The sequence below is a fragment of the Methylomonas sp. 2F7 genome, assembly GCF_057126975.1.
This window is the reverse complement of sequence record NZ_CP195203.1, coordinates 2,978,504-3,001,258: the sequence shown is the minus strand read 5'-3', so window position 1 is coordinate 3,001,258 and position 22,755 is coordinate 2,978,504. Positions and strand designations below refer to the sequence as shown.

21 protein-coding genes are annotated in these 22,755 nt (G+C 51.5%); 7 read left to right on the top strand and 14 right to left on the bottom strand.

Annotated features, from left to right (window positions below; all coding sequences use genetic code 11):
• Nucleotides 1–471: 471 nt before the first annotated feature.
• Nucleotides 472–3,246, bottom strand: coding sequence for a methyl-accepting chemotaxis protein (locus tag ACR64Q_RS13325; protein WP_313732214.1), 2,775 nt, complete (start codon nt 3,244–3,246; stop codon nt 472–474).
• 637 nt (nt 3,247–3,883) lie between these two features.
• Between ACR64Q_RS13325 and waaA the strand changes: the two genes are divergently transcribed.
• The 3 genes from waaA (at nt 3,884) to ACR64Q_RS13310 (ending at nt 7,211) form a co-directional block, all read left to right on the top strand.
• The gene (waaA, locus tag ACR64Q_RS13320; protein WP_313732215.1) at nt 3,884–5,143 is read left to right on the top strand and encodes a lipid IV(A) 3-deoxy-D-manno-octulosonic acid transferase; all 1,260 of its coding nucleotides are present in this window, start codon (nt 3,884–3,886) and stop codon (nt 5,141–5,143) included.
• 97 nt (nt 5,144–5,240) lie between these two features.
• Nucleotides 5,241–6,452, top strand: a complete 1,212-nt coding sequence (locus ACR64Q_RS13315; RefSeq protein WP_064010465.1) for an argininosuccinate synthase — start codon at nt 5,241–5,243, stop codon at nt 6,450–6,452.
• Between the two features lie 144 nt (nt 6,453–6,596).
• Entirely contained in the window at nt 6,597–7,211 is a 615-nt protein-coding gene (locus tag ACR64Q_RS13310) for a hypothetical protein (RefSeq protein ID WP_020482447.1), read from the top strand.
• A 77-nt stretch (nt 7,212–7,288) separates the two neighbouring features.
• Here the strand turns inward: ACR64Q_RS13310 and ACR64Q_RS13305 are convergent, their stop codons facing one another.
• Together ACR64Q_RS13305 and cysG are read right to left on the bottom strand one after the other, a co-directional pair.
• The gene (locus tag ACR64Q_RS13305) at nt 7,289–7,624 is read right to left on the bottom strand and encodes a c-type cytochrome (protein ID WP_020482446.1); all 336 of its coding nucleotides are present in this window, start codon (nt 7,622–7,624) and stop codon (nt 7,289–7,291) included.
• A gap of 207 nt (nt 7,625–7,831) precedes the next feature.
• Complete coding sequence (gene cysG / locus ACR64Q_RS13300) at nt 7,832–9,223, bottom strand: siroheme synthase CysG (RefSeq protein ID WP_026601303.1); 1,392 nt, start codon at nt 9,221–9,223, stop codon at nt 7,832–7,834.
• 74 nt (nt 9,224–9,297) lie between these two features.
• Here cysG and ACR64Q_RS13295 point away from each other — a divergent pair, with 74 nt between their 5' ends.
• Nucleotides 9,298–9,528, top strand: a complete 231-nt coding sequence (locus tag ACR64Q_RS13295) for a sulfurtransferase TusA family protein (RefSeq protein WP_020482444.1) — start codon at nt 9,298–9,300, stop codon at nt 9,526–9,528.
• A 60-nt stretch (nt 9,529–9,588) separates the two neighbouring features.
• On the opposite strand, the gene ACR64Q_RS13290 is transcribed toward ACR64Q_RS13295, so the two are convergent.
• Entirely contained in the window at nt 9,589–10,245 is a 657-nt protein-coding gene (locus tag ACR64Q_RS13290; protein WP_026601302.1) for a histidinol-phosphatase, read from the bottom strand.
• A gap of 153 nt (nt 10,246–10,398) precedes the next feature.
• Here ACR64Q_RS13290 and ACR64Q_RS13285 point away from each other — a divergent pair, with 153 nt between their 5' ends.
• On the top strand, nt 10,399–10,926 hold the full coding sequence (locus ACR64Q_RS13285) for an RNA pyrophosphohydrolase (RefSeq protein ID WP_020482442.1): 528 nt from the start codon (nt 10,399–10,401) through the stop codon (nt 10,924–10,926).
• On the opposite strand, the gene cpdA is transcribed toward ACR64Q_RS13285, so the two are convergent.
• The 9 genes from cpdA to ACR64Q_RS13240 all read right to left on the bottom strand — a co-directional run bounded on the left by cpdA (nt 10,923) and on the right by ACR64Q_RS13240 (nt 20,124).
• The gene (gene cpdA / locus ACR64Q_RS13280) at nt 10,923–11,711 is read right to left on the bottom strand and encodes a 3',5'-cyclic-AMP phosphodiesterase (protein ID WP_313732216.1); all 789 of its coding nucleotides are present in this window, start codon (nt 11,709–11,711) and stop codon (nt 10,923–10,925) included. The two genes, ACR64Q_RS13285 and cpdA, sit on opposite strands and share 4 nt — an antisense overlap.
• Nucleotides 11,712–11,714: 3 nt before the next feature.
• Entirely contained in the window at nt 11,715–12,167 is a 453-nt protein-coding gene (locus ACR64Q_RS13275) for a GDP-mannose mannosyl hydrolase (protein WP_026601300.1), read from the bottom strand.
• 38 nt (nt 12,168–12,205) lie between these two features.
• Nucleotides 12,206–13,519 (bottom strand): amino-acid N-acetyltransferase, encoded by a 1,314-nt coding sequence (gene argA, locus ACR64Q_RS13270; protein WP_026601299.1) that lies wholly within the window; start codon nt 13,517–13,519, stop codon nt 12,206–12,208.
• A 78-nt stretch (nt 13,520–13,597) separates the two neighbouring features.
• Entirely contained in the window at nt 13,598–14,425 is an 828-nt protein-coding gene (locus ACR64Q_RS13265) for an AlbA family DNA-binding domain-containing protein (RefSeq protein WP_036275659.1), read from the bottom strand.
• Nucleotides 14,426–14,562: 137 nt separating this feature from the next.
• Nucleotides 14,563–14,748, bottom strand: a complete 186-nt coding sequence (locus ACR64Q_RS13260) for a hypothetical protein (RefSeq protein WP_313732217.1) — start codon at nt 14,746–14,748, stop codon at nt 14,563–14,565.
• Between the two features lie 670 nt (nt 14,749–15,418).
• Nucleotides 15,419–17,266 (bottom strand): dihydroxy-acid dehydratase, encoded by a 1,848-nt coding sequence (gene ilvD / locus ACR64Q_RS13255; protein ID WP_036275656.1) that lies wholly within the window; start codon nt 17,264–17,266, stop codon nt 15,419–15,421.
• Between the two features lie 94 nt (nt 17,267–17,360).
• Entirely contained in the window at nt 17,361–17,999 is a 639-nt protein-coding gene (locus tag ACR64Q_RS13250) for a TIGR04211 family SH3 domain-containing protein (protein WP_026601295.1), read from the bottom strand.
• A gap of 47 nt (nt 18,000–18,046) precedes the next feature.
• Nucleotides 18,047–18,946, bottom strand: coding sequence for an ornithine carbamoyltransferase (gene argF, locus ACR64Q_RS13245; protein WP_026601294.1), 900 nt, complete (start codon nt 18,944–18,946; stop codon nt 18,047–18,049).
• Nucleotides 18,947–18,948: 2 nt separating this feature from the next.
• Nucleotides 18,949–20,124: an acetylornithine transaminase gene (locus ACR64Q_RS13240; protein WP_026601293.1), complete on the bottom strand. Its 1,176-nt coding sequence runs from the start codon at nt 20,122–20,124 to the stop codon at nt 18,949–18,951.
• Nucleotides 20,125–20,396: 272 nt separating this feature from the next.
• Between ACR64Q_RS13240 and ACR64Q_RS13235 the strand changes: the two genes are divergently transcribed.
• A complete protein-coding gene (locus tag ACR64Q_RS13235; RefSeq protein WP_152428819.1) occupies nt 20,397–20,909 on the top strand; it encodes a hypothetical protein in 513 nt (170 codons plus the stop codon).
• Nucleotides 20,910–21,074: 165 nt separating this feature from the next.
• Complete coding sequence (gene dhaL / locus ACR64Q_RS13230) at nt 21,075–21,722, top strand: dihydroxyacetone kinase subunit DhaL (protein WP_026601292.1); 648 nt, start codon at nt 21,075–21,077, stop codon at nt 21,720–21,722.
• A gap of 13 nt (nt 21,723–21,735) precedes the next feature.
• On the opposite strand, the gene dhaK is transcribed toward dhaL, so the two are convergent.
• Nucleotides 21,736–22,722, bottom strand: coding sequence for a dihydroxyacetone kinase subunit DhaK (gene dhaK / locus ACR64Q_RS13225; RefSeq protein ID WP_026601291.1), 987 nt, complete (start codon nt 22,720–22,722; stop codon nt 21,736–21,738).
• Nucleotides 22,723–22,755 lie beyond the last annotated feature (33 nt).

The following is a 22,755-nucleotide window of genomic DNA, read 5'->3' as shown; positions in this document are numbered from 1 at the left end:
CGGCAAGTCTAAAAACTTGTAGCGTTAGGATTTGTTTTAGGGATGATCGCCAGGGATGGCGCACCTACCCCGGTGGCTTTCTAACGTCACCGGCTCAATCCATGAGCCAAAGCTGGTTGGTCTTGTCTACCCGTTGCTAATTATTGGGCTGATACCCACGCCACGTTGTTGCTACCTCACGTCAAAGCGTACACGCATGTTTGGTCCGGTCCGCGGTATCTTAGCCAATTGCATCACCGATACCGTTTTGCCGCTGTGCCGATCAACCTAAAAATAGCCGTTGGGGGTAGACTGTTCGTGCTGAGCAAGGTCGAAGCATGGAGGGCCTGCAACATACTCGCCGCCGTGATTGAAAAATCCCGCTTGTCCTTCGACAAAGCTCTCAGGAAACAGTCTTATATGCTTAAGACTTAATTTATGGAGAAAAAATGTTAAAGGATGATCTACCCGGTCTCAGTCACTAACTAATCACTAGAATCGTTCGAAATGGTTAATGTCGTACCCATCAGCATTGTCTGCGTGATTAATATGCGGAGCCGGCACTATTGCCTTTAGCGATTTAGGCGGCGTTCTTGTGGTATTGCGGGAAAGCGTTGGTTGTAAATCTTTGATTTTGAAAAAGCTCATCAGATTCTGTAATTGCAAGGCTTGGCTGGTCATTTCTTCTGCGGTTGCCGCCAATTCCTCGCTCGCAGAAGCATTTTGCTGCGTAATTTGATTCATCTGACTCATGGCGATATTAACCTGCTTTACGCCTGCGGATTGTTCCTGAGAGGCCGCCGCAATTTCTTGCACCAGATCCGAGGTCTTAGCGATGCTGGGCACGATGGCGTCCAGCAATTGGCCGGCGCTTTCGGCGGTCTTCACGCTGTTCCCCGCCAGTTGACCGATTTCTTGTGCCGCTATCTGGCTCCGCTCCGCCAGTTTCCGGACTTCCGCCGCCACAACCGCGAAGCCTTTGCCATGATCGCCGGCCCGAGCCGCTTCAATGGCGGCGTTGAGGGCCAGCATATTGGTTTGATAGGCAATGTCATCGATGATGCCAATTCGGCTCGCGATGTCTTTCATGGCGGTCACCGTCTGTTTAACGGCGATACCGCCTTCGATGGCTTCCTGGTTGGCCTTGCCGGCTATACCGTCGGTGACTTTGGCGTTTTCCGCGTTCTGGTTAATGCTTGCCGCCATTTGTTCGATACTGGCCGTGGTTTCCTCGACGCCGGCCGCCTGTTCGCTGGATGCTTGCGATAAGGATTGCGAGGTGGCGCTGATTTGTCCGGAGGCATTTCCCAACTGATCGGCGGCGCTGACGACTTCGGCGATGGTTTGTGAAAGTTTGGTAATGGTATTGTTGACCGTATCTTTAAAGTCATTAAGCTGGCCTTTGTAGTCACCTTTGACTTTCCGGGTCAGATCGCCTTGTTCAACCAATGTTAGGACTTCTACCGCTTCGTTGAGCGGCAGAATGACGCCGTCCATGGTATTGTTGAAGCCTTCCACGATCTTACGGAAGTCGCCCTGATGTTTGCCGGCGTCGGCGCGGGTTTGTAAGCGGCCTTCCACGGCGGCAATCGAGAGTTTGTCGGCATCGGATACCAAAGCCTGAACATTTCTTTTTAGCAGCATCAGCCATTCATGGATTTGGTCGTCGTTTGATGCCTTGCCCATTTCCGCGGTCATGTCACCGTTGGCGAGCTTGGTAACGTAAGCGATTAAATCCGATAGCCAGCTGTGTACGCCGTTAACGGCTTGTTTCATCTGGTCATGGTCGCCTTTACAGGCGATTTCCACGCGTTGGCGTAAATCGCCGCCCCTGATCATACGTAAAATGCGGTTGCCTTCGCCGATGGGAATCAGGATTGCATCCAGCATATCGTTGACACCGCTAATAATCTCGGCGTAAGCGCCTTTAAACTGCTCGGCTTTGCCTCTTTCTGAGAGTTCACCATTCCCGGATGCTGTGGTTAAACGGCGCAACTCTCTCTGCAGGCCTTGCAAGGTGATTGCCATATTGTTGACCGCTAACTTCATTTTTTCGTGATCGCCCCGGTAAGTTTGCTCGATCAATTCGTCGATTTTGCCGCCGGAAATCTGCGCCAGGATGCGATTGCCTTCTCCGATAGGTAGGAGAATGGCGTCCAGCATTTGATTGACACCGCCGATGACTTCGGAGTAGGCGCCTTTAAATTGCTCGGTGTTGCCGCGTTTGGATAATTGTCCTTCGCTGGAGGCGTCTTGGAGTCTTTGCAGCTCTTTTTGCAGACCTTGTATCGAGATGGCGACGTTGTTGACAGCCAGTTTCATTTTCTCGTGATCGCCTTGGTAGGTTTGTTCGATCAATTCATCGATTTTGCCGCCGGAAATTTGCGCCAGAATTCGATTACCCTCGCCAATCGGTAGCAGAATGGCATCCAGCATTTCATTGACGCCGCCGATGACTTCCGCATAGGCGCCTTTAAACTGTTCGACTTTACCCCGCTCGGTAAGCTGTCCCTGTCTGGAAGCGATGGTGAGACGTTGCAATTCATGTTGCAGGCCTTGCAAGGTGGTGGCGACATTGTTAACGGCCTGCTTCATTTTCTCGTGATCGCCCCGGTAAGTGTCGTTGATCAATTCATCGATTTTTCCGCTAGAAATCTGCGCCAGAATGCGATTACCCTCGCCAATCGGCAGCAGAATGGCGTCCAACATTTGGTTGACCCCGTGAATGACTTCGGCGTAAGCGCCTTTGAATTGTGCCGGGTTACCCCTTTCGGTTAGTTGGCCGTCTTTTGACGCCCCGGTCAGACGCTGGAGTTCGGTTTTCAAGTTCTGCTGCACATCAACGACTTTGACCAAGCTTTTCGCCAGAGCATCGTGTTCGGAACGAATATTGATATGAATAGAGAAATTCCCATCGGCAATGGCCTGGGCGGCGGTTGATTGCTGGGCGATAGCCTCTATAAGCTGATTGAGGTGGTTTTTGAGTGTGTTGAAATCGCCACGGTAATGATCGCTGATTTTAGCCGGAACGGCGCCGCTGGCGATTTGTTCGATGCAATCGGCAACTGCATTGAACGGTTGGGTAACTGCATCCAGGATCTGATTAATCGCATGACCGAATTGCATGCTGTTCTCGGCAAATCCCGCAGTATTGACGCGTTCATCCCATTGCCCGGCGACGATGGCCTGGGCGACCCTTTCTATTTCGAGGGTGGTCTGTTTTTCCGTTGCTTGTTTACGGCTTGAAAACAAATGAGTTAACTTCATCAATCGATCTCCTCGGTTGGTTTTGTTCGAAATTAAAACATGGTTGCAAGATGCCGAATTACTCCTCTTGCTAGATGTAACGCACTTTCAAAAGCAAATTGGATCTGACTTGTTGTTTGGTCTCCGGGTATAAGGGGAAGAGCGAAGGCTATTTGGAAACCGCTGCGCTGCGATCTCGATCCAATGCCAAAACCAGAATTGAACATGAGCGTAAAAAATACTTTGCTGTCAGTTGAATCCAAAAGCCGTCTTTCGGGTATATAACCCTATCGCTCCAGTTAGGTTGACTGATGCGTGAGTCTCTGAGTAGCGAAATAAATTTACCTTGATGGGGCTGGTCCGACGATCAGTATAGACGGGAATAGCTTATATGCAGCGACTAAACAACTGTGTTAGCAATGTGGCTGCGCGACGTAGTTTCGATCCTGACTATGCTTTTAAATATCCGCGGAGCACTAGAGGCTGTCATGCTTGGCGGATGCTTCCGCAAATGAAGGATTGGATGCCGGGTCGTCGTTTTATCTGCACGCTTAAACGATTTCGATGTGGCTGTTAAAGGTAGCTTACGGGCGAAATTGGCCGGTTAATAGTTTAAGATTGCATTGGTTTAACCCAATAATTTGCGAGAACGGATGTAATGCGTAACCTATACACGCTGCTTTATGGATTGTTGTTGCCTGCTGTTTTATTGCGATTGTATTGGCGGGGCTGCAAGGCGCCGCAATACCGGCAACGCTGGTTAGAGCGCTTGGGCTTTTACAAAATGCCGTCCAGGCAGGGGGTAATCTGGATACATGCTGTTTCAGTGGGGGAGGTGGAAGCTGCTTTCCCGTTAATCGCACATTTGCGTCACTGCCATCCGCAGTTGCCGGTACTCGTTACCACCACCACGCCAACCGGTTCTGCCAGGGTGCGGACGGCATTGGCCGGTCAAGTTGAGCATGTCTATCTACCGTATGATCTGCCGTTTGTGGTTGAGCGTTTTTTGAAATGTTTTCGACCCCGACTTGCGGTCATGATGGAAAAGGAAATCTGGCCCAATTTGTTTGCTGCCTGCGCGGCGCAGAACATCCCGCTGTTTATCGTCAATGCCAGATTGTCGGCGCGTTCCGCGCGGTCTTATCGGAAAATTCCCGGATTGGTAAAGCCGGCGTTGACTTGCGTCACCACTGTTGCTGTGCAAACAGAGGAGGACCGCTTACGATTTATCGAAATCGGTGCCGCTCCTCAGCAAGTTCAAGTGTTGGGTAATATTAAGTTCGATGTGACGATAGACGCCGCCGTGATCGAGGGGGGGCGAGCGCTCAAGCAGCAGTTATTCGCAAAACGCTGGGTTTGGATTGTTGCCAGCACTCATCAGGGCGAAGAAGAGACATTTCTAGCGCTTTACCCGGTTCTTAAAGTAACGATACCCGAGTTGCTGTTATTGATTGTGCCGCGTCATCCGGAGCGCTTTCAAACGGTTAAAAAGCTCTGCGAGCAGCAGGGTTTGGCGGTGGTGATGCGTAGCGAGCAAAGGCAGTGTCACGAGCAAACCGATGTTTATATCGCCGACAGCATGGGCGAGTTAAAAATGTTGTATGCCGCTGCCGATCTGGCTTTTGTCGGCGGTAGTCTGGTGCCGGTAGGCGGTCACAACGTACTGGAACCGGCGGCCATTGGCGTACCGGTGTTATTTGGCCCGGAGATGTTTAATTTTCAGGAAATTGCCGAGCGGATTTTAGCCTTGGAAGGGGCGATACAGTGCCGAGATCGCCAAGCCATAATCGATGCCGTGTTAGGCGTCTATCGGGACATAGTGTTTAGAAACAGGTTGATCGATAACGGCAGATTGTTTGTAGAAAATAACCAGGGCGCTACAAAACGGGTGGCAGGATTGTTGGCGGACTACCTGTAAGTTTTACGCTTGGGCTAGGGTGGATAGCGGGCAATTCATTGAGGTTTTCCGTTATAATTCGCCAGTTTTTTAATTTGTAAAAGGTGTGAAGCGCATTATGTCGGATATTAAAAAAGTGGTGTTGGCCTATTCCGGTGGTTTGGATACCTCGGTTATTTTGAAGTGGCTACAAGATGTGTACGACTGTGAAGTGGTGACATTTACCGCCGACATCGGTCAGGGCGAAGAGTTGGATCCGGCTCGCGCCAAAGCCACAGCGGCCGGCATCAAGGAAATTTATATCGACGATTTGCGCGAAGAATTTGCTCGCGATTTCGTATTTCCGATGTTTCGTGCCAATACGATTTACGAAGGCGAGTATCTGCTCGGTACCTCGATTGCCAGGCCTTTGATCGCTAAGCGCCTGATCGAAATTGCCAACGAAACCGGCGCCGATGCGATTTCCCATGGTGCGACCGGCAAAGGCAACGACCAGGTGCGTTTCGAACTGGGTGCCTACGCTTTGCGTCCGGACATCAAAGTGATCGCGCCGTGGCGCGAATGGGATTTGAATTCACGGCAAAAACTGCTGGACTACGCCGAGCAACACGGCATTTCAGTGGAAATGAAAAAAGGCAAAACCTCGCCGTATTCCATGGATGCCAACTCGCTGCACATTTCTTACGAAGGCCGTATCTTGGAAAATCCGTGGACGGAGCCGGAAGAAGATATGTGGCGCTGGACTGTGTCACCGGAAAATGCCCCGGATCAAGCCACCTACGTCGAGCTTACCTATCAGAATGGTGATATCGTCGCCATCGACGATGTGCCGCACACACCGCATCAAGTGATGGAAAAATTGAACAAAATCGCCGGCGCTAACGGTGTCGGTCGTCTGGACATCGTCGAAAATCGCTATGTCGGTATGAAGTCCAGAGGCTGCTACGAAACACCAGCCGGTACCGTGATGTTGAAAGCGCATCGGGCCATCGAATCGCTGACCCTGGACCGCGAAGTAGCGCATTTAAAAGACGAATTGATGCCGCGTTATGCGTCCTTGATTTACAACGGTTACTGGTGGAGTCCGGAGCGGGCGCTGTTGCAAACCATGATCGATGCTTCGCAGGTCAATGTTAACGGCAAGGTGCGGGTGAAATTGTATAAAGGCAATGTGGTCGTGGTCGGTCGGGCCTCGGAAACCAATAGCCTGTTCGATGAAAATATTGCTACTTTTGAAGAAGATGGCGGCGCTTATAACCAAAAAGATGCCGAAGGCTTTATCAAACTGAATGCCTTGAGAATGCGGATTGCCGCTAAGAAAGGCCGTTGATTGCGGTTTGTATAAAACAGGACATTTTTGATTTAGCTTGTATAATGCGCCGATGTATTTCCGTTGGGCATGGGGTGCCGTTTAGGCGCCGCGTGCTCTAGGTGATATATATAGAGCTTCCCGATTAGCAACACTAAAAGAATAATGAGCGATATGCCTGAGATTAATCTGGATGATGTCAATACCGATAAGCATGAGATAGTCTATCTGCGCGCCCATCAGCATCAGGCGCTGATGAAGGCTAATCGCTTTTTGTTAATGCTGGTTCTGGCGTTGATGGCGGCGGTTTTTTTGTTGGGTTTTGTATTACTACCTAAACAAAATCTGTTGACCGAGATCCAAAAGCACCAGGCTATCTCGACAGCCTACGCTACCCAAAATCCGGTGCTATCCGCCGAGATTAGCGCCTTGAAAGGCCAGTTGTTCGGCTTGTTAAGCGGTTCCATCGACAGCAAATTAAGAGCCCTGGAAGAGAATATCAAAAAGGGTAGCGTCGCCGATTCCCTGGAGACCATTCAGGATTTGAAAGGCGATGTGAAGATACTGACGACTTATTCTGTTGATTCGCCGGCCAAGGTCGAAGGCGCGGCTGTCAATCAAGTTCTGATCAAAGAACTGAATGACATTAAGGATTTGGTCTATCTGACCTTTGTGTCTTGTGGATTGATGATTGCGGCGATTGCCGGAGTTTGGCTGCGCAACCGTTACCGGTTGACCCATCAACGTAGTCAACAGGCGTATCTCAGTAAACAAGATTAATTGGCATATTCTTTATGACATAAAAAAGCCGCTATCCGAAAGGGTAGCGGCTTTTTCTTTGCCCCGAAAGGCTACGATTATTTTTTCAGATATTCGTAAACTGCATCGATAGCTTGGTCTTCGGTGTAACCTGCTTTTTTCACAGGACCGACTTCCATGATAGCTGCAACAGCTTTAGGCATGCCGTTTTTGCCTTCTTTCAGAACTTTAGCGAACTGGTCTTTAGGCAGTTTGCCGGCGCTGATCAAGGCCGATAATTGTGGGTTGGAAGCGATGTCATGGCAAGCGCCGCAGCCACGACCGAAAGCACGCTCATAAATTTTTGCGCCGATTTCTTCCGCTTCGTTAGCTGCAACTTGTCCGCTGATAGCGATCAAAGCTGCGCCTACTAATAAACCGAATGATTTTTTCATATGATTCTCTCGTTGTGTTTAAAAAAAGAACTGCATATTGTTATTTGCATAGGCAGTTCATTGGGAAATTAAGCGGGTAAAGGATAGGGAACTTTAGCGAAAAATTCAATCGATTTTCTCTGTCGTTCGCGCCTTTACCGGGTTTGCGGGCTGATTTTTCCAAGTAAAACTTAACATCGTCTGAAATAGGGAAAAATTCACGCGCGCTTAGTTTTGGCTTGGTTGAAACCATTCCAACTGTTTGCGCAGGCGCACGACGGTGCCGACTATGATCAAGGTCGGCGGTTTGATGTCTGCGTTTTCGACGCGTTTAGGCATGTCGCCCAAGGTGCCGGTAATGACCCGCTGATGGCGGGTAGTGCCTTGCTGGATCAGCGCAATCGGTTGATCGGCGGGGCAGCCGTGTTCGATCAACGATTGACAGATAGTCTCCAGACCGACCAAGCCCATGTAAATCACGATGGTCTGATTGGGCGAGGCTAGCTGGCTCCAGTTCAGGTTGATATTGCCGTCTTTTAAATGCCCGGTCACGAAGGTGCAGGACTGCGCATGGTCTCGATGCGTCAGCGGTATGCCTGCATAGCTGGCGCAACCGGCTGCGGCGGTAATGCCGGGTACGACTTGAAATTGAATGCCTTGTTGCATCAGGGTCTCGATTTCCTCGCCACCCCGGCCGAAAATAAACGGATCTCCGCCTTTCAAGCGGGCGACGCGTTTGCCTGAAAGAGCCAGATTGGCCAGCAGCTCGTTGATCGATTCTTGCGGCAGGCTGTGATTGCTGCGTTGTTTGCCCACGTAGATTTTTTCCGCGTCGCGTCGCACCATCTCCAATATTTCCGCGGATACAAGCCTGTCATAGACAATCACATCCGCTTGCTGCATTAAACGCAGGGCTCGGAAAGTCAGTAAATCCGGATCGCCGGGGCCGGCGCCGATCAAATACACCTCGCCGCGATTTTGCGTCTGCTCCGCTGCATCGAGTTTGGCTTGCAATTCTGTGGCAGCTTGCTCGCGGCGGCCGGAAAACACCAATTCGGCGATATGGCCCTGCAATGCGTCTTCCCAGAATACTCGGCGGCGGTTAGGTTCTTTTAGTCGTTCCTTAACCAATGCCCGAAAATCCTCGGCAAACTGCGCCAGCAGCCCGAACGCGCCGGGAATGGTGCTTTCCACCTTGGAGCGTAGCAAACGTGCCAGCACCGGGGAGACGCCGCCAGAAGACACGGCTACGATTAATGGCGAGCGATCAACAATCGCCGGAAAGATGAAACTGCACAAATCAGGATTATCGACCACGTTCACTGGAATATTCTGCGCTGTAGCCGCTTGAGCGACCGCTTCGTTGATCGTGCGCTGGTTGGTGGCGGATATAACCACGCGCATGCCTTTCACATCATCCGCTGCAAAGGCTTTTTCTTGGATAAGTACGCGATTATCTTGGCCCATCTCTGCGACGCTGGCGCCAATTTCCAGAGCTACCACGGTAATTCGCGCCCCGGTTTTTGCCAATAGCTCGATTTTACGCGAGGCGATTTCGCCGGCGCCTACAACCAGGCATGGCTGGTCTTTTAGTTTTAAGAAAAGCGGGAAGTAATCCATGGTGCTTGATTTTCGTGGTCTGGGGTTGGTGTTATTATAAGCGTTGTCTAAAGAACAGTTGAGTGAACACCACTATGATCGAATTTGATTTGGAAGTCGATGCCAGCGGGTTGCAATGTCCGTTACCGTTGCTGCGTTTGAAAAAGGCGATTATGGAAGTGGAAAGCGGCAGGGTAGTCAAAGTGATTGCTACCGATCCGGCGGCCCATTTGGACTTTGGTGTCTATATCGATCAGGCCGGACATATCCCGCTGAAGATATTCAAGGAAGCCGACAAACAAGTGTTCTTTATACAGAAAAAATAGAAGCGATTCAATATTATAAAGGTTCAAAATGGCGCTTCTTTTGAACCTTGTCCGCAGCTTCTATTTCCTCAAGCTAATAATCGGCCAGTTTGCTTGCCGAGCAACTTTCCGTAGTTTTTCGTCGGGATCGACGGCAACCGGTTGATCGACCAAGTTCAATAGCGGCAAATCGTTATGCGAATCGCTGTAGAACCAACTGCCTGCCAGCGTTTCCGTGGAATTGGCCAACCAGTCGTTTAGCTGCACGACTTTTCCTTGCTGAAAGCAAGGCGTACCGTTGAATTTCCCGGTGTAGCGACCATCGACAAATTCCGGTGTGGTAGCCAGTAGGTTGTCGATACCGTAAAGTTTCACAATAGGTTCGGTGACGAAGCGATTGGTGGCGGTGATCACCAGTAAGGTATCGCCGGCCGCGCGATGCTTTTCTACCAAAGTCCGTGCGGCGTCGAGTGTGATCGGCTCGATCAGCGTTTCGACGAATTCCGCGCGCCAGCGGTACAGTTGCTCGGCGTCGTGCTGCGCCAGCGGCGCTAGTGAGAAATGCAAAAACTCGACAATATCCAACGTGCCCTGTTTGTAATCCTCGTAGAATTTTTTATTGGCCTGTTCATACTGCTCTTTGTCGACAATGCCGCGGTCGACCAAGAATTGGCCCCATAAAAAATCGCTGTCATCGGCGATCAGCGTGTTATCCAGATCAAAAATCGCTAAGCTCACGGCAAATCCGTCGTCATAAAGAAAAAAGTAGCGGCCTGTGGCGTCCGCCGGTTATTTGTGGAACAATTGCGCCATTCATTTTAATGGCCGTGCCGTTGTTAATTTTAACATCCAGGCATTAGCAACAGGGCGGCAAATAATACAGGTTTTTACATGATAGACTCGAAAGGATACCGGCCTAATGTCGGCATTATCCTTTGCAATGACGAGGGTCGTGTGTTTTGGGCAAAGCGCAAAGGCGCTAACTCGTGGCAGTTTCCGCAAGGCGGAATTGATGGCGACGAGGATCCGGAAACCGCGATGTATCGGGAGTTGTGGGAGGAAACCGGCTTGTGTGCAGAGCATGTGCAGTTGCTGGGGCGCACCCGTTATTGGTTGCGCTATAAATTGCCGGATCGGTATATCCGCAAAAATTCTACGCCCTTGTGCATCGGTCAGAAGCAGATTTGGTTTATTTTGCGCTTGATGACAGATGAATCGAATGTCAGGTTCGATTGCGGGCACAAGCAGGAGTTCGATAACTGGAAGTGGGTGGAGTACTGGTATCCGCTGAAAGACGTGGTTTACTTCAAACGCCGGGTGTACCGCAAAGCGATGGACGAATTAGGGGCTTTGCTGATTGCCAACGATGTTGGCGTCAACGCCGAGAGTTATTTGTCCGGAAGATTGGCGTTTGGTTAGTAACTGTGCAAGTTGGTTTGTAAGTCGTTCATGCTGATGGGCAGGCGATAGCACCTGGATCGCAAGTCGCCGTCATCGCCCAATTCAAAGACCCTGTAGCCAGGTGCTAGCGAGTCCAGTTCAAACTCGGTGGCAAAAGGTTTGAACTGAAAACAGCTGGCCGGTGTGGCGAATATTGCTATTTGTTCATGATTAGTTTGCATTTCCTGATGTAAATGACCGCAGGTGATGGCTTTAACCTGCACAAAGCGTTCCGCTATTGCCAGCAATGCCTCACCGTTCTCAATTTGCATCGTATCCATCCAACTGCTCCCACTGGCAACGCAATGATGGTGTACCGCCAGCAGGGCAGGCATGTCATTTGTGCTTAGCGTTTGCTGTAAAAATACCAGTTCTTCCTGAGATACAAACCCAGCGGGACTGCCGGGTTTTTGGCTGTTTAAAGCAATAATCTGCCAATTTTTTAGCAGCAGGTGTTTGCGGCAACTGACGAAGCCTACGTTCAGCTCGGTTTCCATCAGTTCCCAGTCGTCATGATTGCCCGGCAAACACAGGCAAGGTGTTTGATAAGTTTGCAGATGCTTGCAAATTCGCCGGTAGCTATCAGCGCTAGGGTCTTGGCCCAAATCACCGGTTAATAAAATCAGATCGAATGGGCCGTGAGTGGCATGCGCGTGGGCTAGGGCCTCTTGGAAATACTGTTCGGTGTCTATGCCGAGCATTTTATCGCCGGCATGCGGCAATATATGCAGGTCTGTCAGCTGCAAGACTTTTAAGATTGGCATTGTTCAGCGCAGATAGGGGTAGTAGGCTTGGCTGTTAGGATGAACTTCCCTCAAGTCTTCATGTTTGCCAAACCAGCGGTAGTTAGCGTGTTGTTGTGCCGGTAACTGATTAATATCGATATCCAGTCGCAATTGATAGCCTAAAACCACGTAATGGGTACTAATGCCCGGTTGTTTGGCAAAATTCGTTTCGTAGAGATGAGTAAAAGCACCCAGTAACTCGGCGCTTTCGATGCCGTAGGCAGTGCCTAATTCGGTTTCGGTGATTCTTTGAAACGCATTTTCCAGGGTTTCGGATTTATAAATTCTGCCGCCGGGTACGAACCAATAGCCTGCCGCCGGTTCATTCACGCGCATGCCCATCAATATTGCGTCCTTGCTGGAACGTACAATTAAATCGATAGCAACTAAGGGCGTGTTTTTTACGACTGTCAGAAAATCCTGTTTATGGAGCATCCTAGATTCCGCGAGTTGAGAGTGGGTGGAGGGTGATGTTAAACGTCTTTATACAATACCTTGGAATTGCGCTGATAGCTGTAAGCGCTTTTCATAGGCTCGGGCAAATCGTCGATGTCGCAGGGTTTAAAACCGCGTTCGACAAACCAATGCACGGTTTGTGTGGAACGCACGAACAAGCGGTGGATATGCTCGGTTTTGGCTTTATTGCCGAGATACTCCAATAAGCTGTTACCGCGCGCGCCTTTTTGATAGTCGGTATGCACCGCCAGGCAGGCAATTTCCGCACTGTTGCCGTCGTTCATTACGTGAAACGCCGTGCAGCCGATGATCAAGCCGTCGCGCTCGATGACGATGTAGTCGCCGATTTCCATTTCCAGTTTTTCGCGAGAGCGCTTGACCAAGATGCCTTGTGCTTCAAGCGGCTTGATCAATTCCATGATGCCGCCGATGTCGTCCAATGTTGCCGGCCGTATGGTTTCGAATGCGGTGGAGCTAATCAGCGTGCCGATACCGTCGCGGGTAAACAGTTCCAGGAGTAGGGCGCCATCCACATGCCGATTGATCAGGTGCGCGCGCTGTACGCCTTTTTCGCAGCTTTGCATCGCAGCCCGCAGCGAGCGGGCGACTTCGTCCGGCAGCGTCGGTGTATCTTGCAAGAGTGTTGATACCTGAGCCGTTGTGAGCTGTTGGATCGGCTGGTTATCGGCAGGCGATAAGCAGTTTTGTTCGGTCAACAAAATCAACTTTTCGGCTTGCAAGGCGATGGCTACTTCGGTTGCCACTTCCTCGGCCGACAGGTTGAATACCTCGCCGCTGGGCGAATAGCCGACGGGCGAAATCAACACCACATTCTGCTGATCAAGTTGCTGATGGATGGCTTGGGCGTCGATGCGCCGCACCTTGCCGGTATGACAATAGTCGATGCCGTCCAATATCCCCAAAGGTTTGGCGGTAACAAAATTGCCGGATGCCACGCGTATCTTCGCACCAGCCATCGGCGATCCGGAAACACCCATCGATAACAGCGCTTCAATTTCCACCCGCACCAGTCCGGCTGCTTGCTTCACATATTGCAGTGTGGTCGCGTCGGTGATGCGTAAATGGTGGTGAAACTGCGGCGTGTTGCCATGTCCGGTGACTTGTTCGTCGATCTGTGGGCGAATGCCGTGCACCAGCACCAACCTGACACCCAGGCTTCTCAGCAACGCGAAGTCGTGAATCAGATTGTCGAAATCCGGCTCCGTCACCGCGTTGCCGCCGAAAAAAATCACAAAGGTGCGGTTGCGGTGCGCGTGGATGTAGGGCGATGAATTTCTGAACCAATTAACGAAAGTTGATTGATGTTCCATGGAATGTTTACAAATCGTTTGCTATGTTGCCGGTTGCTTAGTTTAACTTTGCTGGCGTTAAAACCCAATCAGGGCAGATTATTTGGTTTTTTTCCAACGACTGGTCACATAATCCAGCGCTTCTTGAATGTTGAGATCCCGAGTGCCGCCGCCGGTTCGCACGAAGAATTTGGGGGTGTTGCTCTGCGTCAGAAACACGGGCCGGTGCGAGGGGGAAACAATAACCCTGCACACATCACGGTCGGCCAATTTATGAAAAAGCACGTGGATCAGCGGGCACAAATCGGCCCCCAGATTGGCCGAGACCGCAGTCATCAGAGTTTGCTCGAAGCCGTCATGATCGGGTTTTTTCAGAGTTTGGAAGTCGGATTCCAGACCGAGGATTTCGCCGTTGTCGGCCACGCCGATTAGCAAGGTGCCGCCAACCGGACTGTTAAAGAAACCGGCCAGGGTTTTCATAACCACGCCTTCCAGGGTCTTATTGACGCGTTGCTCCTGAATATCCCAGCGCAGCGAGGATTTAAACTCCAGCAACGGTCCTTCACCTTGACGGATGATGGTCGGCAAATCCTTTTCCAGCTCGGTCTTCAGTGCGTCCAGGTCCACCAGTCGCTTGTGTAAAATCTGATAAAAACCCAGCGACAGCAAGCCCAGTATCGCGCCAATTTCGGCATAAAACAGGATCAAATTATTTTGATTAATTTGGCCGGTCATTACTTCGGTGAATTGGCCAAACACGAATTCGATCGATGACAGCGGGTCGGCGTTGCGCTCGCGCGAGCTAATGTAATCGTAACTGGGGGCTAACAAAAATATCCCCATCCCCGCACCTACCCAGCCGGCTATGAAGTAGATTTTTAGCTTTTGTTTCCAGATGTAGAACAGTTGGAGGAGGAAGCGTTTCACGATAATTTTATGTGTAGGGCGGTTCCGAGAAAGCAAAACGCCGAAAAATTCTCAAGGTTTGGTGGATTACTTGGCGACGAATCTAAATTACACGGATTAACCTAATGGCCGCGAAACTTGCGTGTGGGAACAATCAATTATTTTCTCAATAGCTCTACGAATTCCAGGCCATCGAAGTGTTCGGCCAGCGATGATTTTAGCGAGGTTCGTAAAGCCGCGGCTTTCTCGTAGCTGCTCTCTCTAAACAATGTTGGCAACGGCCCGCCTGGAGAATACTCAATTACGAACAAGACAGCATTTTCAGGCGTGAGGGTATAAGTCATAGAAAGTGACTCCCCGAAATATCTTGCGGAATCTGCCCTTGGCGTACCCTTACATATGTAGCAAGTAAGCTCGTGTTTTGCGGCAACCTCTGCTATTACGCTGACCAATTGCTAGCGCGAAATATTCGTAGAACTGGATACAGGCCGTACAGTGTACTCTTCGCGTATCGGAAGAGCTGATGTCCCCATAACGCCAAATAGCGTAACCACCGCGACAGGAACTGTCAGCATCTTTCTAAAATATTTCGACGCAATACGAAACCTGGACTGTTTTTCGGAAACGTGCAGGCAAACAGGCACGACCAACAGAGCCCACAGATCACTGTAGTCAACCACTCGTCCAATTCGCAAAATACTCAGACTATTCGCCAAGTGAATCATTGAATCCGACAGCGGACTTTTCCACCACAGAAAAGTAACCGAAATCAACAAACACAAGAGCCATTTTCGATGCGGCAATGCACTGAATGTCATTAAAGACACAACGGCTACTCCGGCGAAATCAGAAAGTTTTCCGGTAAATACTCCTGGATAAGTAGCCTTAAGCCACCAATCATTGGCAATCAGGGATACAAGGCAAATGAGGAACGGCCAAGTGGTCAGCATTCTAATAGCGTTATTACCCACTTCTGATTACCTCAAGTTCGGTAGGATGAGGTAACAGCCGAAGTTAATTCTCAAACTTTGATAAATCCCGCACCGCGCCCTTGTCGGCGGATGTAGCAAACATGGCATAGGCTTTCAGCGCGACTGACACCTTGCGAGGACGTGGCTTGGCCGGTTTCCAGCCGAGTTTTTCCTGTTCGGTCCGGCGCTGGGCCAGTTCCTCGTCGCTGACCAGTACATTGATGGTACGGTTGGGAATATCGATGCGGATACGGTCGCCGTTGCGCACTAGGCCAATAGCTCCACCTGCCGCCGCCTCCGGCGAGCAGTGGCCGATGGATAAACCGGATGTGCCGCCGGAAAAACGACCGTCGGTCAGCAGTGCGCAGGCTTTCCCCAAGCCCTTGGACTTGATGTAGCTGGTCGGATACAACATTTCCTGCATGCCCGGACCGCCTTTGGGGCCTTCGTAACGCACCACCACCACATCGCCGGATTTGACTTTGTTATTGAGGATATTTTCCACGGCTTCGTCTTGCGATTCGACCACATGGGCGTTGCCTTCAAATACCAGCAGGCTGTCATCGACACCGGCTGTTTTGATCACGCAGCCGTCCAGAGCGATATTGCCATGTAATACCGCTAATCCGCCTTCCTGGCTGAAGGCATGGTCGATGGAGCGAATACAGCCTTCGGCACGATCAGTGTCCAGGCTTGGCCAACGGGTATTCTGACTAAACGCCACCTGAGTCGGAATACCGGCGGGGCCGGCCATATAAAAAGTTTTTACCGCATCGCTGGGGTTGGCGGTAATGTCCCATTGCGCCAAGGCTTCGCCCAAAGTTTTGGTGTGTACGGTCGGTACATCGGTGTGCAAGCGGCCCGCCCGGTTAAGTTCGGCCAGAATCGCCATGATGCCGCCGGCGCGATGCACGTCTTCGATATGGTATTTATTGGTGTTGGGTGCCACTTTGCACAATTGCGGTACCACTTTGGACATGCGATCAATATCTGCCAGCGTGAAATCGATACCGGCTTCTTGGGCGATAGCCAGCAAATGCAAAATGGTATTGGTCGAGCCGCCCATGGCAATATCCAGCGCGATAGCATTTTCAAACGCTTTAAAGCCGACCGAACGCGGCAGTACCGATTCGTCGTTTTGTTCGTAGTATTGTTTGGCCAGTTCAACAATTCGCCGTCCGGCTTGTTTGAATAACTGTTCGCGGTCGGCGTGGGTGGCGAGCACCGTGCCGTTACCGGGCAAGGATAAGCCCAAAGCTTCTGTCAGGCAGTTCATGGAATTGGCGGTGAACATGCCCGAGCAGGAACCGCAGGTGGGGCAGGCGGAGCGCTCCACAGCTGCTAAATCGACATCGGAAACTTTGCTGTCGGCCGCCATTACCATCGCATCGACCAAATCAAGTTTTTTGATGTCGGGACTTTCAGCCAAACGTACTTTACCGGCTTCCATCGGGCCGCCGGAGACAAAGATCACCGGAATATTGATGCGCATCGCCGCCATCAACATGCCCGGGGTGATTTTGTCACAATTGGAAATACAGACAATGGCATCAGCGCAATGCGCATTGACCATGTACTCGACGCTGTCGGCAATCAAATCACGGCTGGGCAGGCTATACAACATGCCGTCGTGACCCATGGCAATCCCGTCGTCAACGGCGATGGTGTTGAATTCTTTGGCGACGCCGCCGGCCAATTCAATCTCACGCGCCACCAATTGGCCCAGGTCTTTTAAATGCACATGGCCCGGCACGAACTGGGTGAAGGAGTTGGCGATGGCGATAATCGGTTTATCGAAGTCGCCGTCTTTCATGCCGGTGGCGCGCCACAACGCGCGCGCGCCCGCCATGTTGCGGCCTTGAGTGGTGGTATGAGAACGATATACAGGCATGGTGATTCCGGATGAAAGCAAAAGCGGCGCTTAAACTGCCGCGGGAACGGGCGTCATTTGAAGCAGGGCAGCCCTGCGGCTGATTCGTTTAAAACTAAAAACTATCCCAGCCGCTGGAACGGCGGCGCCAGCTGAGTTTTGGCAGAATAAAGCCCAGCAATACGCCGAATAAAGCCAAGCCGCCGCCGTATAAAAACCAGTCCTGGTTGCTGCTGTCGGTTAACGCCTGATTTTCGCGTTTCAGTTGCTGTAGTTCGCGATTCACGGCGACAACCTGTTCCTGTAATTGGTCGCGTTGTTGCTTGAGCTGGATGGCGTTCGCGGCGGTTTGTTGTAGTTCGCTGAGTTCGGCGCTAAGACGGTCACGCTCTTTTCCGGCTTCTTGCCCGGTGGTTTGAGCGGTCTTCAACAGTTTGTTTTCTTCTTGCAGCGCTTCCAATTTTTTGGTGGCTGCTTCCAGTTGGGTGCGGGCGCTGGGTTCGCCGGTCAGGTAGCGGCTGAGAATGAAGCCCTCCGCGCCGTTTCCGGTTTGAATATAGGTGTAACCGTTTTCGGTACTTTCTTGCAACACGCTGACAGGGATACCGTTTTCCAACATTTTCACGATCTTGGTGCGCTCACTTTCGCCGCTGCGTAATGGCACCTCGACTTTGTCGGTGACGTAGGCGGTTCTTGCCATGGCAAGCGGGCTAATCAGCAGACAGGCAAAAATGTAGGCAAAAGATTTTTTCACAGTATCACTCTTCGTTCGGCGTAAAGAAAGCGGCGATTCTAGCGAAATTATCGGCAGATGAGAAATTCCAGTAACGCTTTCTGAGCGTGCAGGCGATTCTCTGCTTCCGGAAATATCACGCTTTGCGGGCCGTCGATCACCTCGGCGGTCACTTCTTCGCCGCGATGTGCAGGTAAACAATGCATGAATAGCGCATCTGCTTTGGCGGCAGCCATGGTTTTGCTGTTGACCTGAAAATCCTTAAATACGAATTCGCGTTTTTTCTGTTCCTCTTCCTGGCCCATGCTGGCCCAGACATCTGTCACCACCAAATCGGCTTGCTGTGCGGCTTGCTCCGGCGTGTTGAAAAACGCCACTCTATGTCCGGCGGCATCGACGATGCTTTGCTGTGGCCGGTAATCGACCGGGCAGGCTATGTTCAATTTAAAATCGAATTGGCGAGCCGCATTGATATAGGAATGACACATATTATTACCGTCGCCTATCCAGGTCACGGTTTTGCCGGCGATGTCGCCGCGCAACTCGAAATAGGTTTGCATATCGGCCAACAGTTGGCACGGGTGCAGCAGATCGGTCAGGCCATTGATAACCGGTACCCGCGAGTATTTGGCAAACGTGGTCACCGTGTCGTGGTTGTTGGTGCGCAGCATAATGCAGTCCACCATACTGGAGATAACCTTGGCGCTGTCTTCCAACGGTTCGCCGCGGCCGAGTTGCGTGTCGCGCGGCGACAGAAACAGTGCGGTGCCGCCGAACTGGGCCATGCCGGCTTCGAAGGAGATCCGGGTGCGGGTCGAGGATTTTTCGAAAATCATCGCCAGTACTTTGCCTTTGAAAGGCTGATAGTTCGGGTCGCGATGCGTTTTGAGTTGAATCGCCCGTTGAATCAGGTTGTGTAATTCGGCGCTGGACAAATCCAGCAGACTGATGAAGTGTCTGGGTTGCATGGTTATTGTCTGCTAAATTCCTGAATGAGCGCCGCCAAGGTTTCGGTCAGCGTTATTATTTGCGCGTCGTCGATAATCAGTGGCGGCAATAAGCGGATGGTGCTGTCCGCGGTAACGTTTATCAACAAGCCCTGTGCCAAGGCTTTACCGACCAATTCGCCGCAAGGCCGGTCTAATTCGATGCCTATCATCAAGCCTTTATAGCGAATATCGACGATATGCGGGTTGTCTGCCAGCGCGTCTTTGAAAAGTTGGCAAATTTGCGCGCCCTTGGTTTGCGCATCGGCGATCAGTGTGCCGGTCGTCAATGTTTCCAGCACCGCCAACGCCGCGCTACAGGCTAGCGGGTTGCCGCCAAAGGTCGAGCCGTGATTGCCGGCTTGTAACACGTCCGCCGCTTTGCCCCGCGCCAAGCAAGCGCCTATCGGCACGCCGTTACCCAAGGCTTTGGCCATGGTACATACATCCGGCAGGATGCCGTTATGTTGGTAAGCCAGAAAGCGCCCGGTACGGCCGGCACCGGTTTGGATTTCATCCAGGATCATCAGCAAATTGTGCCGGTCGCACAGCGCGCGAATTTGATTCAAATAATCCGCAGCCGGAATATTCACGCCACCTTCGCCTTGCACCGGTTCCACCAGAATCGCGACAATGTTTTTATCGGTGCCGATGGCGGCTTCGATAGCTGCAATGTCGTTGTACGGCACATGAGTAAATCCAGCCAGCAACGGCGTAAAGCCTTGCTTGATCTTGGTGTTGCCGGTAGCGCTAAGGGTGCCCATGGTGCGGCCGTGGAAGCTCTTTTCCATGGTCAACACCACGGGATTGTCGATGCCTTGTTGGTGACCGTATTTACGGGCGATTTTTATCGCCGCTTCGTTGGCTTCCGCACCTGAGTTGCTGAAAAACACATTATCCATGCCGCTCAGCTCGATCAATTTATCCGCGAGTTGCGCCTGAAGTGCCACGCCGTACAGATTGGAGGTATGCAGCAAGGTTTTGCTTTGCCGGCAGAGCGCTTCATGCACGGCCGGATGCGCGTGGCCGAGGTTGCACACGGCAATGCCGGCGACCGAGTCGAGATAGCGACGCCCATCGGTATCCCACAACCACGCGCCTTCGCCGCGTGCAAAAGTGACCGACTGGCGGGCATAAGTAGGCATGATGTGACTGGTCATTGTGCTAAGACTCTGAAAGTGTTTTGAAAAACGCTATTCGCTCGAAAAAAGCGCGCGATTATATTTTTTTCATCTCGTATAAGCAATAAATAGTTTTTCCTGAAAATCCGCTGATTTGCTCGACTAGTAAACCCTATCCGAGCGGCTTACAGGAAATTTTCGCGTGTCGGGGTGTTTGTTATAAATCTGTAACATTGATGCTTTAAATTCTCGCAAATTAAGCTGTTTCGACCGGTGTGAGTTTGCCGGCGATTACTCACAAAGGACTTGCGTTGAACGACAACGAACATCTTTTAGACGATAAAAAGCACATTGTTTCCATTCGGTTGAACAATTCCGACCGAATTGCCGTGCGTGCCATGGCGGCTCGGCTGTTTGTGCGCGAGTCCGAATTGTACCGGTTTGCGGTCTACCATTTGCTAAATCGTTTACACAAACTGCATGAAGACACGTGCGTCGGCAGCGATTTGTTACCGTTGTTTATAGAGTTTAAAGATGAGCTCAACACGCATTTGGGCTTAAAAAAACATCAGCTATTCAAGATTTTTAACGGCAAGAACCCTGATCCGGAAAAATTCGTGTCGATGGCCGATATTGAGTTGTTGTTACTGCCGCAACACGCGGTGCGTCAGCGCTTACAACAAATGAACGAGGCTGCCGGGCAGCGCAGAGCCGACACCAACGCCTGGCTTTTGGAATACTTGAAGGAGAAATACCGCTTCAGCGTGTATGACCCGGATGCAGAGTTGCCATTGCTGGATTCCCTGGTTCTGGAAAATAGTTAAATCGTAATTCATTTCAATTATGCCCAGCCGGTATTGGGCTAACGAATTCTGGCGTATTGCCATTTTTTTTAGTCCCGTATGCAGCGACAAATGCTGACAGCTGGACAGTAGTAGTGCGTTTTAGCTATGCTCCTCTGTCAAATTGTTTTGTTGTGCGGAGGCTGCATGTCATTGACCCCATCATTGTTTCCGGAATTGATTCAAGCACTGATTGATACTATCGATGCGCATGCCCAGGAAGTAACCGAACTGGATCAAGCGATAGGCGACGGCGACCATGTGTTTAATTTACAGCGTGGTTTGCAGGCCTTACGCGAGCATGCCGGTGAGATAGCGACACTCGACTGGGTTGCTGCGTGGCAGAAAATTGGTATGACGGTGATGGCTGCTGTCGGTGGCGCGTCCGGATCTTTGTACGCGACTTTATTCATCGCGTTGGCAAAGAATGCTAAGGACAAGCTTATCGATCTGGCTGGGTTTTCTGATGCATTTTTGCAGGCAGTCGAGGCTGTGAAGCAACGCGGCAAGTCTGATGTTGGTGAGAAGACCATGCTGGATGTGCTAGTGCCGGTCGCCAAGAAGTTGCGGGAGCAGGCGGCTGCGGGTAAGCCGCTGGCCGAGATTCTGGATAGCCTAAGCCTGGTGGCGGCAGATGGCGTGGAAGCGACTCGGGACATGCTGGCTACCAAGGGCCGCTCGTCCTTTCTGGGCGAGCGCAGCAAAGGCCATATCGACGCCGGTGCCAAGACTGCGCAGCTGATGATCGAGGCGATAGCCGAGGTGTTGAAAAACGCCCAGGCGCAAGCCGCTTAGGTCGTTACCCGTTTCAACAACCCCAGCGCAACGCAGCGGTATTCACCGGAGCATCCCACAAACCCAGCATTTCTTCGTCCAGCATCGTCAGCGTTAGCGAACAGCCGGCCATATCCAGCGAGGTGGTGAAGTTACCGACTAAAGAGCGCTGGATGATTAATCCGCGTTTGCTGAAATATTGCCAGGCCAATTCGTAAATCAAATGTAGTTCGATCAGCGGTGTGGCGCCGAAGCCGTTCACATGCAGCAACACGGCTTGGCCTGAAGCTGGTTTCAATTCGTCGAAAATATGTCCGGCTAATTGTTCGACAATTTCGCTGGCGCTCGCCAGTTTCACCGTTTCGCGACCGCGTTCGCCGTGGATGCCGACACCCATTTCGATTTCGTCGTCCGCAATAGCAAAAGTTGGGTGGCCTAAGGCCGGCACCGTACAGCTGGTTAAGGCGATACCCATGGAGGCGGTTGCTTGATTGACGCGTTCGCCCAGTGCCTTGCAGGCGGCTAAGTCAGCGCCGGATTCGGCGGCGGCGCCGACGATTTTCTCGACGATGGCGGTGCCGGCCACGCCTCTACGGCCAATGCTGTGGGTTTTTGGTAGGGAAATGTCGTCGTCAATCAGGACGCTGGCGTTGGGTAAATCAAGCATCTCGGCGGCCATTTCAAAATTCATTACATCGCCGGCGTAATTTTTAACGATAAACAGCACGCCCGCGCCACCGTCCACGGCTTGTGCCGCAGCCAGCATTTGGTCCGGCGTTGGTGAAGTAAATACCTGTCCGGGACAGGCGGCATCCAGCATGCCGACGCCTACGAAGCCGCTGTGCAGCGGTTCATGGCCTGAACCGCCGCCGGAAATCAGCGCGACCTTGCCGGTTTTACGCACGTTGCGATATACAAATCGCGGCTCAGGATTGAATTGCACGATGTCGGCATGGGCTTTGGCAAAGCCCTGTAGGCTGGTTTGCAATAAGGTGTCCGGGCTGTCGATAAATTTTTTCATGATTCGTCTCTGCTGTATTGGTCTGAGAAGAGC

Coding starts and splice junctions, on each gene's coding strand:
- ACR64Q_RS13305 (WP_020482446.1), bottom strand. CDS start 7,624: ATGAAAAAATCATTCGGTTTATTAGTAGGCGCAGCTTTGATCGCTATC.
- ACR64Q_RS13240 (WP_026601293.1), bottom strand. CDS start 20,124: ATGACCAGTCACATCATGCCTACTTATGCCCGCCAGTCGGTCACTTTT.
- ACR64Q_RS13295 (WP_020482444.1), top strand. CDS start 9,298: ATGATCGAATTTGATTTGGAAGTCGATGCCAGCGGGTTGCAATGTCCG.
- ACR64Q_RS13315 (WP_064010465.1), top strand. CDS start 5,241: ATGTCGGATATTAAAAAAGTGGTGTTGGCCTATTCCGGTGGTTTGGAT.
- dhaK (WP_026601291.1), bottom strand. CDS start 22,722: ATGAAAAAATTTATCGACAGCCCGGACACCTTATTGCAAACCAGCCTA.
- ACR64Q_RS13310 (WP_020482447.1), top strand. CDS start 6,597: ATGAGCGATATGCCTGAGATTAATCTGGATGATGTCAATACCGATAAG.
- argF (WP_026601294.1), bottom strand. CDS start 18,946: ATGCAACCCAGACACTTCATCAGTCTGCTGGATTTGTCCAGCGCCGAA.
- ACR64Q_RS13325 (WP_313732214.1), bottom strand. CDS start 3,246: ATGAAGTTAACTCATTTGTTTTCAAGCCGTAAACAAGCAACGGAAAAA.
- ACR64Q_RS13275 (WP_026601300.1), bottom strand. CDS start 12,167: ATGCTCCATAAACAGGATTTTCTGACAGTCGTAAAAAACACGCCCTTA.
- waaA (WP_313732215.1), top strand. CDS start 3,884: ATGCGTAACCTATACACGCTGCTTTATGGATTGTTGTTGCCTGCTGTT.
- ACR64Q_RS13260 (WP_313732217.1), bottom strand. CDS start 14,748: ATGACTTATACCCTCACGCCTGAAAATGCTGTCTTGTTCGTAATTGAG.
- ilvD (WP_036275656.1), bottom strand. CDS start 17,266: ATGCCTGTATATCGTTCTCATACCACCACTCAAGGCCGCAACATGGCG.
- dhaL (WP_026601292.1), top strand. CDS start 21,075: ATGTCATTGACCCCATCATTGTTTCCGGAATTGATTCAAGCACTGATT.
- argA (WP_026601299.1), bottom strand. CDS start 13,519: ATGGAACATCAATCAACTTTCGTTAATTGGTTCAGAAATTCATCGCCC.
- cysG (WP_026601303.1), bottom strand. CDS start 9,223: ATGGATTACTTCCCGCTTTTCTTAAAACTAAAAGACCAGCCATGCCTG.
- ACR64Q_RS13285 (WP_020482442.1), top strand. CDS start 10,399: ATGATAGACTCGAAAGGATACCGGCCTAATGTCGGCATTATCCTTTGC.
- cpdA (WP_313732216.1), bottom strand. CDS start 11,711: ATGCCAATCTTAAAAGTCTTGCAGCTGACAGACCTGCATATATTGCCG.